The sequence below is a fragment of the Colwellia sp. Bg11-28 genome (assembly GCF_002836245.1).
Lineage (GTDB): Bacteria > Pseudomonadota > Gammaproteobacteria > Enterobacterales > Alteromonadaceae > Colwellia > Colwellia psychrerythraea_A.
Genome location: NZ_PJBA01000008.1, coordinates 31,820 through 49,711, shown reverse-complemented (window position 1 = coordinate 49,711; position 17,892 = coordinate 31,820). Strand labels below are relative to the sequence as shown.

The 17,892-nt window shown below is 38.3% G+C and carries 14 protein-coding genes; 8 read left to right on the top strand and 6 right to left on the bottom strand.

The features are described 5' to 3' along the window. Nucleotides 1-121 precede the first annotated feature (121 nt). Nucleotides 122-2,455 (bottom strand): aminotransferase class V-fold PLP-dependent enzyme, encoded by a 2,334-nt coding sequence (locus CXF79_RS16300; RefSeq protein WP_442871899.1) that lies wholly within the window; start codon nucleotides 2,453-2,455, stop codon nucleotides 122-124. A gap of 382 nt (nucleotides 2,456-2,837) precedes the next feature. On the opposite strand from CXF79_RS16300, the gene CXF79_RS16295 reads away from it, so the two are divergent. Continuing rightward, entirely contained in the window at nucleotides 2,838-3,698 is an 861-nt protein-coding gene (locus tag CXF79_RS16295) for a bile acid:sodium symporter family protein (RefSeq protein WP_101156512.1), read from the top strand. 4 nt (nucleotides 3,699-3,702) lie between these two features. Here CXF79_RS16295 and CXF79_RS16290 read toward each other — a convergent pair whose 3' ends face one another. Then, the gene (locus CXF79_RS16290; RefSeq protein ID WP_101156510.1) at nucleotides 3,703-4,695 is read right to left on the bottom strand and encodes a helix-turn-helix domain-containing protein; all 993 of its coding nucleotides are present in this window, start codon (nucleotides 4,693-4,695) and stop codon (nucleotides 3,703-3,705) included. Between the two features lie 288 nt (nucleotides 4,696-4,983). Here CXF79_RS16290 and CXF79_RS16285 point away from each other — a divergent pair, with 288 nt between their 5' ends. The 6 genes from CXF79_RS16285 (at nucleotide 4,984) to CXF79_RS16260 (ending at nucleotide 12,369) form a co-directional block, all read left to right on the top strand. Beyond that, a complete protein-coding gene (locus tag CXF79_RS16285) occupies nucleotides 4,984-6,738 on the top strand; it encodes an arylsulfatase (protein WP_101156507.1) in 1,755 nt (584 codons plus the stop codon). A gap of 154 nt (nucleotides 6,739-6,892) precedes the next feature. Further along, nucleotides 6,893-8,785 carry an Ig-like domain-containing protein gene (locus tag CXF79_RS16280; protein ID WP_101156504.1) on the top strand — a complete coding sequence of 631 codons (1,893 nt, stop codon included), beginning with the start codon at nucleotides 6,893-6,895 and terminating at the stop codon, nucleotides 8,783-8,785. Between the two features lie 227 nt (nucleotides 8,786-9,012). Beyond that, nucleotides 9,013-10,110, top strand: coding sequence for a DUF1254 domain-containing protein (locus tag CXF79_RS16275; protein ID WP_101156501.1), 1,098 nt, complete (start codon nucleotides 9,013-9,015; stop codon nucleotides 10,108-10,110). Nucleotides 10,111-10,302: 192 nt separating this feature from the next. Further along, nucleotides 10,303-10,590, top strand: coding sequence for a BufA1 family periplasmic bufferin-type metallophore (locus tag CXF79_RS16270; protein ID WP_101156497.1), 288 nt, complete (start codon nucleotides 10,303-10,305; stop codon nucleotides 10,588-10,590). Nucleotides 10,591-10,699: 109 nt separating this feature from the next. Further along, a complete protein-coding gene (gene bufB / locus CXF79_RS16265) occupies nucleotides 10,700-11,587 on the top strand; it encodes an MNIO family bufferin maturase (protein ID WP_232769219.1) in 888 nt (295 codons plus the stop codon). A gap of 2 nt (nucleotides 11,588-11,589) precedes the next feature. Next, entirely contained in the window at nucleotides 11,590-12,369 is a 780-nt protein-coding gene (locus tag CXF79_RS16260; protein ID WP_101156491.1) for an HvfC/BufC N-terminal domain-containing protein, read from the top strand. A gap of 144 nt (nucleotides 12,370-12,513) precedes the next feature. Here CXF79_RS16260 and hmpA read toward each other — a convergent pair whose 3' ends face one another. The 3 genes from hmpA to CXF79_RS16245 form a co-directional block, all read right to left on the bottom strand. Beyond that, nucleotides 12,514-13,710 (bottom strand): NO-inducible flavohemoprotein, encoded by a 1,197-nt coding sequence (hmpA, locus tag CXF79_RS16255; protein WP_101156488.1) that lies wholly within the window; start codon nucleotides 13,708-13,710, stop codon nucleotides 12,514-12,516. A 77-nt stretch (nucleotides 13,711-13,787) separates the two neighbouring features. Beyond that, nucleotides 13,788-15,074: an NnrS family protein gene (locus CXF79_RS16250; RefSeq protein ID WP_101156485.1), complete on the bottom strand. Its 1,287-nt coding sequence runs from the start codon at nucleotides 15,072-15,074 to the stop codon at nucleotides 13,788-13,790. Between the two features lies 1 nt (nucleotide 15,075). Then, entirely contained in the window at nucleotides 15,076-15,348 is a 273-nt protein-coding gene (locus CXF79_RS16245; RefSeq protein ID WP_011041699.1) for a hypothetical protein, read from the bottom strand. A gap of 252 nt (nucleotides 15,349-15,600) precedes the next feature. On the opposite strand from CXF79_RS16245, the gene norR reads away from it, so the two are divergent. Further along, nucleotides 15,601-17,184 (top strand): nitric oxide reductase transcriptional regulator NorR, encoded by a 1,584-nt coding sequence (gene norR, locus CXF79_RS16240; RefSeq protein WP_101156482.1) that lies wholly within the window; start codon nucleotides 15,601-15,603, stop codon nucleotides 17,182-17,184. On the opposite strand, the gene CXF79_RS16235 is transcribed toward norR, so the two are convergent. Next, nucleotides 17,181-17,480, bottom strand: coding sequence for a hypothetical protein (locus CXF79_RS16235; protein ID WP_101156479.1), 300 nt, complete (start codon nucleotides 17,478-17,480; stop codon nucleotides 17,181-17,183). The two genes, norR and CXF79_RS16235, sit on opposite strands and share 4 nt — an antisense overlap. Nucleotides 17,481-17,892 lie beyond the last annotated feature (412 nt).

Here is a 17,892-nt window from a genome sequence, read left to right as displayed (position 1 = left end):
GTAGCGATAGAAAACTAGTTTCTATCGCTACCATTTAGTCTTGATTTAACAAAGGGGATTTTCTCACCAAATTTTAAATAACTTGGGCTGTCATCAAGAAAATTTATACTTAAATGTATTATTAGTACTGATGTAAAGCATAACCACCTTTCAAATGGCCAACATTTTCAAAACCTAACCGAGCTAGTGCTTGAGCGGCTAATTGAGAGCGACCGCCACTACGACAAACCAACACGAATTCTTGTTCTTTATTCTGTTGTTGCTCTTTTACAAATTGCACTAGTCGAGTCAAAGGAACATTGCTGGTGAATTTTTCATCGTGTTGTAGTGCGTATTCGTGTGGTTCACGGATATCAATTAATTTCATGTCACTCGACTTTTTTACCGCCTTGGTTAAGCTGACGCTGTCATATTCACGTACTACAACCTTTTGGCAAGCACCTATTAAAGCGCCACACATGATTTCACTGCCAGACTCATTGATTATATCTTTATCCATTTTAATTTTTTTACTAGTGAATTCTTCAATATCTATTTCACTATTGATAACTTGACGAAGTAGCGAGTTACGTGTCATTTCAGTTTCAAGGCAGGTAGTAAATTCGTTGTGATAATCATGACTTGGGCAAATCAAACTATTGTTGCCGATAAGTGACTTCATTAACTTTAAGCTTGAATACATTGCTGGCGCACTACTGGTTGAAAAATTGCTTCGACCAATACTATCCATTAAAATAAGATCACCACAAAAGGCATAGTGTACCTGTAATTTTTCTGCTGAATCAGTGACTGGATCGCACAGTAATAAGCTCATGCTGTCGTCGGTATGACCAGGTGTGGCGACTTTGATTAACCACTTATCACCCAAAATAAGGTATTGGAATGTTTGGCCATGAATGGTTGTTGTTTGCGCACCAGCTGGCCAGCCAAGGTAGTCAGTTTGTTGCTCGGCTAAAAACTTCTTTGCGATACCATTACGACAAGACTTATGATCTGCATGACCATGGGTATCAATGACGGCAACTAAATTAAGTCCGCGGCAAGTCAATAATGTTTGTAGACGTTCACTGACTTCCGATAAAGGGTCGATAAACACCGCAGATCTTGTTTTTTTGTCAACATATAACCAACTACAGCTGCCGCCTGCTTTAAATTGCACAAGACCGTCTAGCTCCGTCTTATTAGTGGTGCTACTCGTGTTCATGGTCTGTGTATCAATATTCTTTTTATCAAGAGTCAAACAGCTCTGCACCAGTGCTTGAGCGGCCGAAACTATTCGGCTACAGGCAATGTCAATTTCTGTTTGGGTCATCGCGGGTCCAAATGACATTCTAATGGCTGACTCACTTTGCCAAGCGGGCAGTCCCATGGCATCTAAAACGAAACTACGGGTAACTTTAGAGCTACAAGCTGAGCCTGAGCTTACGCGTATATTGGCAGCGTCGAATAAATCCATTATTTCTTTCGAGCTAAATCCAGGAATAGCAAAATTAAGGGTGGTTGCTACTGAGTTTTCAAAGCTGTGGTTAAAAGTGATCTCAGGAAATGCCTGTGTTAATGCTGACACTAACTGCTGACGGTATAAGTGCAAAGTTTTTATTGGGGTAAAGCTAGCTTCACTTTCACCTAACAACATGCTAAAAATTTCACTTAATGCAGCTAAACCAGGTAAATTTTCGGTGCCAGAACGCAATCCACTTTCTTGACCACCGCCGGCGATAAAAGCGGTGAATGGTGCTTTTTCTTTAACATACATAAAACCGATACCTTTGGGAGCATAGAGTTTGTGTCCACTAAAAGGAGCATAGTCAATACTTGTTTGCGCTAAGACTAGGTCTGTTTTGCCTAATGCCTGCACGCAATCTACCATCCACGCTATGTTGGGATTATTGGCTCGTATGGTTTGGTCTAGTAAACTTATATCTTGATAAACACCAGTTTCATTGTTGACCGCCATGGTACAAATCATCAAAGCGTTAGGTACTTCTTTGGCGATGAATTCTAAATCAAGCCGTCCTTTTTCATCAACAGGAATCGCTTTTATCTCAGCATTTATCTCCAGAATTTTGTTCCAGTGCTTTAGCGACTCTGGCACAGCTTTGTGTTCAGTTGCGCCATACAAAAGGCTATAGCTTTTGTTATTAAGAGACTTATTAAGCGTTTTCTTAACATTCACTAATGCCGATAGTATTGCTGTTTGAATACCTTCAGTTGCACCACTGGTGAAGATGATTTTACCTTCAGCAGCGCCAACAATGCGCTTTGCTTGTTGGCGTGTTTTATCTACTATCTGCTTGGCTTGTAGCCCAGAAATATGACTGCTGCTGGGATTGCCGAAGAGTGTTTCCATGGTTGATAGTGCTGCAGATGCAGCTTGTGGTAATACTTGAGTGGTCGCATTGGCATCGAGGTAAATTAGGCTAAGTGGTTGCTGAATGTTTTTTGGTAAATTCATTATGAAGTTCTCTCAAGTTATGTCGTTAATGTTTACTGAAAAAGCTTGGGCATTAACAGTGATATGCATAAGATAATTATTTCATGTAGTAGTCGGTTTTATTTTGCGTATTTCTTTATAAATACTCATATTTGAGTTTTAAATATCAATAAACTGTATTTTTATAGATTAATAATTTAATTATCATCTTACTTTTAGATTAAATAATCACTAGTGGTTTTTCTTAACTACTCAAACGTTATAGTTTTTTAACGTTGGTATGATTACATGTGAGAGTGAGGGTTTTTAGGCAACTTTCTTCTTGGTGGTAGAGGGGGAAAGGGGTATCATCTTTTCTAAGTCCTTATTATAAAACTCTAAATATTGTTAGGTATCAATTCAAATGGAAGTGATTGAGTTAGCCATCCCTGCGTTAGTTTTCTTTTTAATGTTCATTATTGGCGCTAGTCTTGAAAAGCGTGATGTTAATGAGGTTAAGGCGCAGAACAAAAAAATACTGTTCCTCACCTTAGGCCAAGTTTTATTACTGCCATTATGTGCTTGGATCATCATAAAGTTAATGCATCCACCGACTCTGGTAGCAGGGGGAATGCTTTTAGTTTCTCTTTGCCCTGGGGGAGCTGTGTCTAATATTTATAGCTTTTTGGCAAAAGCGAATGTCGCGTTATCGGTTACACTCACCGCTTTTAATGGCTTAGTTGCTGTCTTTATTTTACCTATCGTCGTTGTTACGGTATTTCCTGCGCTGTTAACGGTTGATTTAGCGCTTGAAAACTTGATGGTTAAGCAAGCACTGCAATTAGTATTGTTACTGCTTTGTCCTGTTGTGCTTGGTATGACGTTAAGGTATTGGAAACCAATATTGATCAAAAAGATGATGCCAACTTTTGAGAAAATTGGTGGGATAGGTTTACTCTTATTATTAATGACTATTCTGGCTCAGTTTCAGCAAAAAATTGCCGAGCAATTATCCTCTTTAGTTTTATTAGCATTAGTTTTCACTCTGGCAGCTATTTTTATTGCGTATTGTTTAGGGCGAATATTGAAATTGTGCCAAAGTGATCTGGCTGCCGTTGTAATAGAGTTTCCGGTGAGAAATCTAGCATTAGCCGCGCTAATTGCAGTTAACATTTTTGAAAATAGTGATTATTTATTGTTTGCGGCAGTCTTTTTTGTTATTCAAACGCCTATCATGCTGGCAATTACAGCATGGTACCGAAGCCAATTAAGCATGAATAAATAACAGGTTATTTTGTCTGATTTAGCTTATTGAGTGTCACAGAAGGTAACTCTTGAAATAGCTGACGATATTCTCCTGCAAAGCGGCCCAATTCAATAAATCCCCAGTTAAGTGCTATATCAACAATGCGATCTTTTTTGGGGTGAGAAAGTAATAAATCACGCTTTACACCATTGAGTCGTACCAATCGTAAATAGCGTATAGGCGTAATACCTAAGTATTCATTAAAACCGTATTGAAGGTTTCTTTCGCTTAATTTTGCAATATTACAAAGTTCAGGAATCGTGGGGACTTGGTCTGCGTAATGATGAAGATAATCAATAACCATACGAACACCTTGAGCCCTATTTGAGGGGCTAACTTGTTGTACATTAATCGGTGTTGTTTTGCTAAGTACTTTAAGTATCAACCTTAAAATACTATCCGACAGCATTCGTTGAACATTATCTTTTTTTAATATTTCAGGTCTACTTTTAATAATAGTAAGAATATTATCTAAGCCACAGGCATAGGTTTTCAAGGCATGAGGCTCCGTTAAGCAAGCTTGACTGACAAACCAAGCTTGGGGAACTTCTTCTCCGGTGAGCAACTCAATACTACGGCTAAAAGCCTTTCTATCAAAAGCGGCAACGACAAAATTTAAACTATGTTGAAAACTCGCATCCCAAAAACCACCGGTGGCTTGCAATACGGTATTCTTTTCTCTTTGTTTACCACAGTATTTAAAGTTGTCCGCATTGGAAGTAATAGCTGCAAAGGGTAAAAATGAGCTCGCTGGTGCAGCTTCAATCAATGCGCCAGCATTAAGACTTTCACGAAAAATTTGCACATCACCTAAGTTTGCCTCTAGATAAGCACCATTTAATTGGCCTGCTTGTAGTTGAGTATATCGTCGATTTTTATTGATTTGGAATTGAGAAAGTTCGTCAACATCAGATGTTGATATACCTCTAACATTGTTGTCGATAGTGGTACTGGGGATTTGTTGGTGAATTTCCATCGCTTATTAACGTCCTTTATCTATAAGCTTTTCTTTACCTAGTTAAATTAATCACGATATAAACAGCACGTTTTCGGAAACTGCATACTCATGTGTATTCAACGTTAATATACTGTCTTAGATACTATAAATGGATTTTAAACCTCAATACAGTTTTATTTCTGTTGTATTTGAGTAGCCATCATTGCGGATATATACCCGTTCTACTTAAAGATGCATCTTCAAGTGGAGCGGGTATAAACCGGTGTAGATCAATGGAAATCTAATTTAAACACTTTGGAAACCTTTATGAAAAAAATAATAAGTATTCTGTCGACCGTTATATTACTAACCAGTTGTGCAGAAAAGTCAGAATCAGTTCAGGCTAATACGGCGGTAGAAGCTGATGCTAAGAAACCTAATATTCTGCTCTTAGTCGCTGATGATACAGCCTTTGGCGATATTGGCGCTTATGGCTCAGAAGTACATACACCGAATATGAATGAGATAGCTAATGCAGGGATTCGTTTCACAAATTTTCATGTGTCACCCGTTTGTTCGGTAACACGTTCAATGCTTTTTACCGGTAACGATAATATCGAAGTGGGTTTAGGTTCATTTGATTATTCTGTTTATCCAGCGACACGCGGTAAAAAGGGTTATGAAGGTTACCTCACCAAAGATGCAGTGACGATTTCAGAGTTATTAAATGATGATGGTTATGAAGTCTATAAATCGGGTAAATGGCATTTAGGTGGTGAAGAATCCGGTGGTAAAGGACCGTTAGAATGGGGCTTCACTAAAGAATTCGGTATTTTGTCAGGTGGTTCTAATCATTGGAATGATTTAGCCATGACACCAAATTTTAAAGATCCTAATGGTTTAAATGTTAAAAGAAAAGAAAATTGGACTTTAAACGGCGAACCTTATGACCGCCCTGAAGGTGTCTATTCAGGTGAAATTTACACTAACCAAATGTTAGAGTTTATTAAAGAAGGGGCCAAGAATGATAAACCTTGGTTTGCTTACATGGCTTTTACCACTGCACATTTTCCTATTCAAGCGCCTCAAGAACTGATCATGAAGTATTATCCTAAGTACCTTGAATTAGGCTATGCAGGATTAAAAAAAGCGCGATATGAAAGTTTAAAAGCGCAAGGTTTGATTTCACACGAAGCGACAGAGGCACCGTTTAATAGTTTAACTAAAAAATGGGAAGAGCTCTCTCAAGAAAATAAAGAGAAACAAGCTAAAATCATGGCAACGTATGCGGCCATGATTGAAGACCAGGATAATCGTATTGGTCAAATTTTAGATTACCTTAGAGAATCAGGTCAGTTAGACAATACCTTAGTTGTTTATATGACAGATAATGGTCCTGAAGGCTTAGAGCCAACCAATCCTAAAACGGGTAACCCAGAATTTGCAAAATGGATTGAAAATCAATTTGATTCTTCTTTTGAAGCCATTGGTACTGCAAACTCTGAAAATGTTATTGGTACTTCTTGGGCAAATGCCGCCACAGGCGGATTACAGTGGTGGAAGTGGTTTGTCGGAGAGGGTGGTATACGTGTGCCATTGATGATTGTACCGCCAGGTGGTTTTAATTCTGATTATGCCCGTGCTGGTCAAAAGTCTAACGCAACAGTTTATGTTAAAGATGTTCCTATGACTATTTTGGAATATGCCAATGTTAAACACCCGATGACTCAGTATAAAAATAAAAAGGTAATACCCCCTAGTGGTATTAGCATTAAACCTTTCCTAGATGGGCAGTCCGATGTTGTAAGAACAGAGAACGATTGGTGGGCTTTTGAATTATTTGGTAACGGTTATGTGATGCAAGGTGAATTTAAAGCCATGAAAGTAAGAACCGGTATGTTCGGTGATGGAAAGTGGCACTTATATAACGTGGTCTCGGATCCTTCAGAGTCTAACCCGTTAGAAACTACGCACCCACAGAAACTAAAAACGATGATTACTCTATATGAGAGCTATATCGCGAAAAATAATATTTTACCCGTAGACTCTGCTTGGAGCGCGTTCCAAGGGGCTAGCCAATAAATCACACTGTTAATAGTGATGATAATAAAAGGTGATGTTCACAATGAGTGCATCACTTTTTTTCGTATCGAGTATTTATGGATGTCGATACCCGTACTTCATCGTGTCGCTGCAAATAAACAATTAATTATTTATCTTTAAAAAAGGATGTTTTATGTCTCCAAAAATTTGGTTTATTCCCTTAATCTTATTACTGTTTACGCTTGTTGGGTGTAGTGATGATGAAGAGGATGCCCCACCCCCCGTAACATTTGACTCAATCAATATGTATTCAGCTTATGACTCGATTCCTGTCGGTGTAGGTTTCACTATCGAAGCGTATGGTTATTACTCGGATGGCAGCAGCGAATCAGGTATTGATTATGTGTGGAGTAGTGATGATCCCACTATTGCTTCCATTGATACTAAAGGGAAGGCTCTTGGTAAAAGTGTTGGTCAAACAACTATTCGTGTTAAAGACCGAGGTATTGAAAGCTCAGTTAGTATCACCGTTACCAATGCTGTTATACAAAGTCTTAATATTTCACCGGGGGAAACTGCTGTAGCGCTCGGTATTAATGTGCCCTATGAAGCGTATGCAATTTATACAGATCAGCAACCATATAAGATTCTAGATATCGAAAATATCACTTGGTATAGCACAGATAAAGCGGTTGCTTCATTTCCAGATAATGATGGAATTGCACATACCTTACTTGAGGGGGACACTGAAATTAGCGCTACTTATGGAGGTGTTGGTTTAGTTTTTCCCGCTATTCTTGAAGTTACTAATGCTGAAATGACCTCATTGGTTATTACCCCAACTAGTAGTGATACGGTACCTAACGGTCAGAGCATTAGTTTTCAAGCACATGCATATTATTCGGATGATAAGGTTATAGAAGTAACTGACATTGCCACCTGGGTCTCTGAAAATGATGCTGTTATAACAGCATCCAGTATTTTGGGACGTTTTGATGCAAAATCTGTAGGTACTACAGAAATAACCACCCGTTATAATGGTACGACTATCTATACGCCAGTCGAAGTTATAACGGCAGAGTTTGAGTCACTGAAAGTGAGCTCAGCTGAAAGTACTTATCCTGTGAGAATTAACAGCCAATTTACGGCGAGTGCCGAATTTGTTGGTGATATTAGTGTTGATCTTACCAATCAAAAAAATGGTTTTTGGCAAAGCTCTGATCCTAAGGTTGCTACTGTTTCGTTAAGTGGTTTGGTCCATATGAGGACCCCTGGCGATGTTGATATATACTTCACTTTTAATGGAGAGAGCGAGAAGAAATCTATTCAAGTAGTCGAAGCTAGTTTAGAGTCTTTGACTATTCACCCTAGTGCCGACTACTTTGTCGGGGAAGGGCATAAACGAAAATTAACTGTTACTGGGCATTATGATAATAATACCTCTCGTTATCTTACTCATAATAAAAATCTCACTTGGAAAGTGGTATATGGTGAGGACTCCAGCATTAATGATGGGGAGGTATCCCAAGGAGGTGAAGTTTTTAATTATCAAACAGAGTCCCCTATATCAACATATTTTACCGTTGAAGCACAAATGGGGGATAAAAGAGCTACATCAGTAGCTAACTTTGGTGCGACTGAAGTTTTACAGGATAATGAGATAACATTAAACTTCATTGGTCCTTTCACTGATATTGACGCAAAATCATTATTGTATTTCAATAACTTTACTCTGGTTCATGCTGAAAATGGCACGACAGGACCAGACAACTCTACCTTTATTATGCTGACATTCAATGAAGCAACGGACCTATGCCAGACTCTGCTCTATGACGGGTTCGATGATTATCGTTTACCAGAATATGCTGAATTACAAGCTGTTTGGACAGATTATGATGGTAACGATGACGCTAGTTATCGATTATATAACGATAAAAAATGGGCTATAGGACAAGCATTTTGGACTGTTGATTATGGTGTTGGAGGTGAGCATTTACTTGTTGATTTACGTACTGGTGAAGAAGGTTTATCAGCAGCAACCGATACACGACAGTATGCCAGCTGTGTTAGAGATGTTGTGAAATAAAATAAATAAAGTGAATTGTGGTTAAAATAAAAAGCTTAATACGAATATCGTATTAAGCTTTTTTGTTATTTACTTCACAAAAGATTATTTTAAGCTTCTAACTATGTGACCAGCTATGCATTTCACGCATAATGCTTAGCTGTTTTTATCATTATCCTTAATGACAAAAGATGAGTATTATCTATTCATACCAAAGACATAATTTAACGTTCAAGAAGGAATTTAAGATGAAAAAGACACTTTTAGCGATTACAGTTTTGGCAGTATTATCAGCTTGTAACAGCACGACGACTGAGTCGACTCAAGTCGCGCCATCCGCTTCGACAAATACTGAAGTAGCGACGTTAGCAACATTTTTTAATGATTCAGGGACAGTGGTAACACCAACAACCTATCCAACTGATGAAACCTCTCATCAAATGCTGAAAAATCAGGATTTAGTTGGCGTTAATCAATTACTACACAAACGTCAATTAACACCAACGGATAATCAACCCGTAGTTCGCATGAACCGTGATACTTATTATTCATTTGCTGTAGTTGATGTATCAAAAGGGGCAACAATTACTATGCCCGCCATTCCTGAAGGTAAATATATGTCAGTGCAACCGGTGACAGAAGACCACCGTATTCAGGCGATGCAATATGGTGAAGGTAGCTTTGATTTATCAACACATACCGGCGACCATCTCTATGTTGTGATCCGACTTGATGCAACCTTTACAGAAGCTGAAGCTAAAAAGTATCAAGATCAAATGAAGATTAGCGCTAATTCAAGTCGTAAATTTACCGCAACACCAGTAAATAAAGCGTCTTTCGACACCGTAGAAAAGGCACTGAAAGCACAAATGCCTGCTATCTTCAAACGTGATGGCGTAGAGGCATTAACGGGGATGTTTACTGACCCACGTGGTCAATCGAATAAGTTATTTAGCACAGAAAAATACCAGGTTGGGGCGGCAATTGGCTGGGGCGGTGCACAAATAGTCGATAATATTTATGAAGTCTCAGGTAATTATCCGAGCAATATCTGTCACCAAGCTACCTTTGAAGATCCTAAAAACAAGGCCTTTTGGTCAATCACTGTATACGACAAAAATGGTTTTATGTTTAATGATTTAGCTAATGTGAGCTCAAATACGGCAACCGTAAATAAAGAGGGTACTTATACGGTAAGTTTTGGTTGTGGTAGTGATGCACCAAATAATATTGCCATTGCTAATGATACTAAGATGTTTAACTTAGGTATTCGCCATTACATGCCATCCGATAAAGTGAGCAAAGAGGGTTATCGTTTATTGCCGTCAGTGAAAGCGAAAAAATAGTTTATTAAAAACTTAAAATAATGGAACAAATATCTTAATCATAAATGCCAGTAAGTTACCCAAATACTTACTGGTATTTTTGTTTGTTAAGCCTTCAATACTCAACAAAAATCGATATTGTTGAAATTTATTATTCTTATTCTCTGTCTTATTTTTGTACACAACAATTAATTACACTTTAAGGATATCACTATGGACAACAAAAAAATTGCCAGCGCAGCTATCTCAAGTATTTTAGCATTAGGCGTTTTAACCGCGACTTCGGCTAATGCGGTTCCTAGTCAACCTACCTCATGGGAAAAATGTGCAGGTATAGCCAAAGCAGGTAAAAATGACTGTGGCGCGTTAAATGGCAGCCATAACTGCGCAGGGCAAGCAACAATGGATAACTCTCCACATGGGTGGGTTTATGTTCCTCAAGGCACTTGTGACAAAATTACGGGTGGTGTGGTCAAAGCGTTAAAACCAGCGAAAAAATAGCTGAGAAAATAGAGGTTAGTAACTTGTTAAATTTATAGGTAAGGCGCTGAAATAAAGTACTGTGCGCTTTACCAAATTTACTCTTAATCGATTTGATATGGTTTTAATTATGCAAAGTATTCAAGGCGTAGGCATATCACTGAAACATCAGCACTTCCAAGAGTTTATGAACCATAAACCGGATGTTCCTTGGTTAGAGATTCATACGGAAAATTTTTTCAGTCAAGCAAGTACTTCGTCAAAATATTTGGCTAAGATCCGCCAAGATTATCCTATATCCGCGCATTGTGTTGGCATGTCTTTGGGCTCAGCAGCGATTAACTGCCCTATTCGTGAGCAACACCTTCACCATATTAAAAGTACTGTTGAATGGTTACAACCAGGATTGATCTCAGATCACCTTTCTTGGAGCGCATCACAAGGCGGGCATTACTTACCTGACTTGTTACCTATTCCGCTTACCGAAGAAGCTTTTACTATTGTGGCTAACAATATTAAGCAAGCGCAAGATATTCTTCAACGGCAGATATTAGTAGAAAACCCTTCAAGTTATTTAACTTATGTTGACTCTCCGATAACAGAGTGGCAGTTTTTATCTTCATTGGCAGAAGAAACAGGTTGTGGCTTATTACTTGATGTAAATAATATTTATGTCAGTGCACATAACCATCATTTTGATTCTTTAACCTATTTAAATAATATGCCGCTATCTGCGGTAAAGGAAATACATTTAGCCGGTTTTAGTACTGAAATAGTTGAGGGAAAAGAGCTCTACATAGATACTCATGGTCATAGGGTTTGTGATGATGTTTGGCTGTTATATGAACAAGTGATTAAGCGTTTTGGCGCTTTACCAACCTTGATTGAATGGGATACTAATATTCCGGATCTTGCTGTGCTGTTAGAAGAAAAAAGCAAAGCAGAAGCGATTATTACCAAGGTTGAAAGTATTGAAAAATCGAGCCTCATAGCTAATACAGTTAATGGGCAGAGTTGATTATGACCACACTCGCGGAGCTGCAAACTAACTTTATCCACGATTGTTTATCGGGCTCGCTCACGGCTGATAATACTTTAATGGCTAATGACCTTAATACGCAATTAATTTCAGCCCAAGGTCTTATGGGAATTTATCAAAGTAGTGCCATTGCCAATATCACTAATTCTTTGAGCCTTAGTTACCCAGTGATTGAAAAATTAGTTGGTAAGGATTTTTTTCAAGTCATGTGCAAACCGTACATTGTTAAGCACTGGCCAACTTCAGGGAATATGGATGACTATGGCGAATATTTTTCATCATTCTTAGCTGAATTTGAGCAGGTCAGGCATTTATCATACCTTGAAGATGTTGCTCAACTGGAATGGCGTTTTCATCAAAGTTCATTAGCGAATGACAATAGTTATTTTGATTGGGCTCGATTGGCAAAAGTTGCTTCATCAGAGACATTAACCTTTTTATTAAGCCCTTCAGTATCAATAATGTGTTCGACTATGCCAGTTGATAAAGTTTGGTTGATGAACCAAATGAATGCGCCTGAAAATATTGAGTTATCCCTTGATGGTGATAGTGATACTTATATCGTGCTCTTTCGACAGGGATTAAAAACTGAAATGATGACGATTGATGAAAGTGAATTTACATTTTTACAATCAATTGAAAATGGTCTTAATTTTGAAACGGCAATTGAAAGTGCTAAGGCTGTAGATGCCGACATTGCGATAGACCATTGCCTCAAAAAACATATTGAATTAGGTATTATCAGCGGCTTTTCGATTTAGCTTTATTGTTAAGTAAACATGGTTAGCAAAAATGATTAAGTTAAAGCATTAGCAGGAATGACTAGTCAGAATAACCAGCACTAATCGGTTTGTTATTAGTACTGGTTTATTAGTTTATCGATTGAAAAATAATGTATAAATTATTTATAAATCAGCGTGCGGGCCAAATACTTCATAATGGATATTACTTGCTGCTACGCCTAACGTTAGTAATTGCTGCTTGGCAAATTGCATAAATGGAATTGGGCCACAAAGATAAAAATCACCTTGTTCAATAGGTAAATCTATTTTAGTAAAATCCATCATGCCTTGTAGTATATGTTGCTGTGATACATCACCCGTTCGATACCAAATATGTTGTTGCCAATTATTTTGGTTAATAAGCTCTGTAGTACGTTGATCAAATGAATGTTGCTCACTATTTTCACAAGCATGAAGATACTGAACAGGATGGTTATAACCTTGCTGTGCTAGTGTTTCTAAGATGGCTTGCATCGGTGTTATACCGACACCCGCAGAAAGTAGTACTACAGGTGCTTGGCGATCATTAAAGAAAAAGTCACCAGCTGGCGCGTATAAATTGATGCTATCACCAACATTTACCTCATCATGCAAATAATTAGAGACAATACCTTTAGCCGTGATGCCATCTACATTATTTATTTCTCGTTTGACAGAAATTCGATATGTTTGATCATTGGCTTTAGTTGATAATGAATATTGACGAATTTCTTTAAATTCTCTGCTTGGATCTGATACTTCGATACCTAGATACTGACCGGGCTGAAAACCAATAACGGCTTTATCATCAACGGGCATAAATACAAAGCTGGTGACGAGTGTTGATTCCACCACTTTATCTACTACAGTAAAGGATCTAGCGTCACGCCAACCGCCCAAGGTTTCTGCGCGCTGTTGGTATAACTCCGCTTCTCGGTTAATAAATATTTGTGCTAAAAATTGATAAGCAACAGTCCATGCTTCTTCAACATCAGCAGTAAAAACATCGCTGGCTAATTCACGCAGTGTTTCAATAAGATGATGACCAACAATAGCGTAATGATCGGCTTTGATATTAAAACTGGTATGTTTTTGCGCAATACGTTCCACAGCAGTGGTTAACGCTGCAAGGTTTTCAATATTCTTAGCGTAGGCAGCAATGGCTTCAAATAACGCAACTTGTTGTCTACCTGAATGTTGGTTGGCCATATTGAAGATATCTTGAAGCTCAGGGGTGTGGCTAAACATCCGTTGATAGAAATGCCCCGTTAACGCTGCTCCTGCGTTTTCTAACAGGGGAATAGTACTCTTAATAATGTCGATATGTTTATCAGTTAACATGATTACTCCTAGGGTAAACTGAAGTTAAAAAAAAGTTCTTTAAAATTGTTCTTTGATTAATATTTTCTACTTTTGTTTTAACGACTAAATGATTTCTCAACCTTTTTAGCCATTAAAATAGGCAAGTAAACCTTTAAGAAGAACAATCCAGCGATGAACCAAGCTAGCGCGCTAATATTCCAAGCAAGTAATGATTGTGACGTTATCGTTGGCAGTATTGCTCGGGTAAATGCTGAAAACATAATCAGGAAGAACACCCATGAAACCAATTTACTGGGTATTAATGCTCGCCCTGTATGGCCTAAAGATACTCGGCTCATCATGGCAAAGATCATCAAACCCATTGCAGCGATAGTGATTAAATGTAAGGCATCACCAAAGGATATTGATACGCTGAAATACTCTATGCTTTGCGTCTGAAAATAACTCACACCAAGTAAAATAAGCCCTAAAGCTAAGGAAAAGTTGGCGATATGCAATGACCATAATAAAGCGATTTTTCGGGTTGCAAAGCTGCGCCAATAACATTGCCTGATAAGGTGAAGTAGACCGGACGCTATCATTAATATTGCCGGACTAAAGGGTAATTCAATAAAAGCAGAACTAAAAAAGGCTAATACGCCCAAAATTGACGTGATTGTTAATAAGGGCGTCAGCCAGTTAGGCGTTTTGATAGGTTCAAGCTTAGCGCCTGAAACGGTAAAAAAGGGGATTACGCGGCCACCTAAAATACCCATCAGTAGGCAAAACATTAATACACTGGTTCTAGCAATGTGTCGGGTTAATTCATGATAGCCATTAAAATCAAGTAACAGTAAAGCGATATTGAGTAACATTAACGCTGATAACAATGGAATAAATAAGTAATTTCGTCGGTTGTTACCTTTTAGCACCAAACGAGTAAAGACAATAATTGAGCCCAACCACCAAAAACTTTGTAAGACAATAGCCACAATAATAGTACTAGGTGAGTTAACCAATAATGCGGCTCTAACAAGTAACCACAATCCTACGAAAGCAAGTACCTGTAAACCTTTAATGCTTGGTTGGCCTGTCCATGTCTGCGCGGCGGTAAGAATAAAACCGACGGCAACAGTGGCACCAAAACCAAAAATCATTTCATGAATATGCCAAGCCAATGGGCTAATGCCATTTTCAGCAAAGGTAAAGTAGCCATTAAAATAAGCAGCCCATATTCCTAATGCGACCATAGAGCAAGCAACGGCCAGTAAAAAATAGCTTCTAAAGGGCAAATCTAATATCGGGTGTTGTGCTAAATAATTAAGTGCATTGGTATCTTGATGATCAGAACTAGGTTGATCAAAGTTTAATTGAGCGCTTTCAGAGTCTTGAATTTGTAACATATTAAAAGTTCCTTTGACCAAAACCATGTAAAGCAATACAGCGCAATACATAGCCAATTTTGAGTAAACCCGCGAAAACAATTGTGGCAATATGTGCAGAGACTTGCGCAGAGATGGTGAAATGGTCATCAATAGCGAAAGTAATAAAAACAGAAGTAACCACAACAAAAAAAGACAACAACATTAAATAGTTACCTATGACTAAGCATTTTTGAAAAGCTAGCGCATTCTCTATCTTAGGCAGTTGAGGAGCGATGAAAAATTGCGAATACATGGTGACCTCTTATCGATTGTTGTTTATTTACTTTGATTATTTATTTAGTAATTGCAAAGCAAGTGCCAAGTTTATTTATTCTTTAAATACATGATGTTAAGTTGTTGGTGGATGTTTACGTAGTCATTATGACCTTGTTATTTGGTGGTCATAATGACTCTATTGTGTTATTTTATCTCTTCATGACCAGTGTAAAAATGTTTTAACTCTACATGGGCTTTCATCAGGACAATTATTTCATCAGGAAAAGTTATGAAAAAAATATCATCAACGGCAGTTATTGAGCTAGCCCTCGACCTTGCGACGAGTTTAAACACCAAAGATAGATTTGATCGGTTATTAGATACTGTTAGGAAAACGATCACCTGTGATGCGGTAGCGTTACTTTCTTATCATGGTGACGTGCTCAAACCTATTGCTTTACAAGGGCTAAGTAGAGATACCTTAGGTCGCCGTTTTTATGTCGAAGAACATCCTCGATTTCTAGCACTTTGCCAATCAAAATCACCTATTCGTTTTGCGGCTGACTCACCGTTACCTGACCCTTATGACGGGCTATTGATTGACCGTGAGGGGGATTTACCTGTGCATTCATGTATGGGCTTGCCACTATATTATGATGATAAGCTATTGGGTTTATTAACGATTGATAGCCTTACACCGCATGATTTTGAAGACATTGATGTGCGTATGTTAGAGGTTATTTCAGCGATTGCTGCTGCAACACTCAATACCGCTTTTCTGCTAGATCAACTTGAAAGTAGAGCGGATCATTCACAGCGCGTAGTGGCAGAGTTAACAGAAGAAGCATGGAAACGCGATGGTGGTGAGCTTATTGGCGAAAGCCCTATTATGTCGCAACTCAAGCAAGAGTTAGATATTGTCGCTTCTTCCGATTTTAACATTTTAATCTATGGTGAAACCGGGGTGGGCAAAGAACTAGTTGCCCGTACTCTTCATCAAAAATCACTTCGTCAACATGGCCCTATGGTTTATGTCAATTGTGCCGCGCTACCTGAAAACTTGATTGAAAGTGAGCTGTTTGGACATGTTAAAGGGGCTTTTACTGGCGCAGATAGAAATCGTGCTGGTAAATTTTCCTTGGCTGATGGCGGTACATTATTTTTAGATGAAATAGGGGAGTTGCCCTTTGGTGCGCAAAGTAAAATATTAAGGGCAATACAAAGCAATGAGATTCAGCCGGTTGGCCAAGATAATGTTGAAGAAGTGGATGTTCGTATTGTCGCTGCGACCAATCGAGATCTCAAAGAAGAAGTGGGAGAAGGCCGCTTTCGTGCCGATTTGTATCACAGATTAAGTGTATACCCGATTAGAGTGCCTAGGCTTTATGAGAGAGTTGGCGATGTACAGTTATTAGCTGGTTACTTTGTTGAACAAACTCGGCGAAAGCTAGGTATTGCTCAGTTAAAAATTACTGAGCAGGCGGTTGCTCATTTAACACAATATAACTGGCCTGGTAATGTGCGCGAACTAGAGCATGTAGTCAGCAGGGCAACCCTAAAAGCGCGAGCACGACAGCGTGATAAAGCGATAATCTCAATTGATAAAATCGATTGCGGAACACTTAATGCGGTTGGCGTAGAGTTGCCGATAGAGCTTATTGGTGAAAGTGGACTCTCATCAATTGCTGAACAGCAGGTTAACTTGAATTTAAAAGTAGAAACAGAGAGTTTTCAAAAACAATTAATTAGCCGAATACTTAAAGAAGAAGAGGGTAATTGGGCCGCTGCTGCAAGGCGGCTATCTACCGACCGTGCTAATTTAAACCGTATTGCCAAACGTTTGAATATTAAAGTGGTGAAGTCCATTATTTAAGTCACTTCTTTTAGTAACCTGAAGTCTGGATGACTGACTTTGATATCACTTGTCGTTTTTAGGTAACTATTGGCAGTAGGTACTCTAAACTTCGTTAAGATCATACCTCGATTTAATACAGCTTCTAATTTGCCGTCGAGAAAGATAGCGATAGCTGATAATCCGAGTGTTATTAATGGCACATAAATAATCGAGCTGACAATATCTCCGTTACTATAAATATTTATTACCGTAGGTATACTCAGCATTAGTAGGGTAATTATTCGATAAATCACCATGATTTTTGAACTAAACATTATTTTATCCTTGGTTTGACCGTTTGGATAATGTTAGTGGTATAGCGCAATGGTTACAAAAGGATAATATTCACTGTATAGATGAATTAAAGTAACCCATAAGGTATATACCCGTTACCAATCAAAGTGCAGGATTTCAGTGGGAATTAAAATGGCTTTAGGCAAGGTAGATAATTTAAGCATAGTTATTCTATGGTTTGATTATTTAACGCGGTATAAAGTCATTTGAAACCCATCGAAGAAGCGTTTGAGCAACATCACTTCGTCGTTGCTGTTAATTATAATGACGCTACATGGATGTAGCTTATTCGAGAATGCAGGAGCAATTCTCCTGAATAACCATTATTTCATCACAGCGCCTTGAATTGAAATTGCTCAAGCACTCTGAAACATGCATCTTGAATGGTAACGG

Bases quoted from the DNA above. Each gene is read 5' to 3' on its own strand.
- CXF79_RS16245 (WP_011041699.1), bottom strand. From the start codon at position 15,348: ATGTATTCGCAATTTTTCATCGCTCCTCAACTGCCTAAGATAGAGAAT.
- CXF79_RS16280 (WP_101156504.1), top strand. From the start codon at position 6,893: ATGTCTCCAAAAATTTGGTTTATTCCCTTAATCTTATTACTGTTTACG.
- CXF79_RS16300 (WP_442871899.1), bottom strand. From the start codon at position 2,455: ATGAATTTACCAAAAAACATTCAGCAACCACTTAGCCTAATTTACCTC.
- CXF79_RS16260 (WP_101156491.1), top strand. From the start codon at position 11,590: ATGACCACACTCGCGGAGCTGCAAACTAACTTTATCCACGATTGTTTA.
- norR (WP_101156482.1), top strand. From the start codon at position 15,601: ATGAAAAAAATATCATCAACGGCAGTTATTGAGCTAGCCCTCGACCTT.
- bufB (WP_232769219.1), top strand. From the start codon at position 10,700: ATGCAAAGTATTCAAGGCGTAGGCATATCACTGAAACATCAGCACTTC.
- CXF79_RS16250 (WP_101156485.1), bottom strand. From the start codon at position 15,074: ATGTTACAAATTCAAGACTCTGAAAGCGCTCAATTAAACTTTGATCAA.
- CXF79_RS16275 (WP_101156501.1), top strand. From the start codon at position 9,013: ATGAAAAAGACACTTTTAGCGATTACAGTTTTGGCAGTATTATCAGCT.
- CXF79_RS16295 (WP_101156512.1), top strand. From the start codon at position 2,838: ATGGAAGTGATTGAGTTAGCCATCCCTGCGTTAGTTTTCTTTTTAATG.
- CXF79_RS16270 (WP_101156497.1), top strand. From the start codon at position 10,303: ATGGACAACAAAAAAATTGCCAGCGCAGCTATCTCAAGTATTTTAGCA.
- CXF79_RS16285 (WP_101156507.1), top strand. From the start codon at position 4,984: ATGAAAAAAATAATAAGTATTCTGTCGACCGTTATATTACTAACCAGT.
- CXF79_RS16235 (WP_101156479.1), bottom strand. From the start codon at position 17,480: ATGTTTAGTTCAAAAATCATGGTGATTTATCGAATAATTACCCTACTA.
- CXF79_RS16290 (WP_101156510.1), bottom strand. From the start codon at position 4,695: ATGGAAATTCACCAACAAATCCCCAGTACCACTATCGACAACAATGTT.
- hmpA (WP_101156488.1), bottom strand. From the start codon at position 13,710: ATGTTAACTGATAAACATATCGACATTATTAAGAGTACTATTCCCCTG.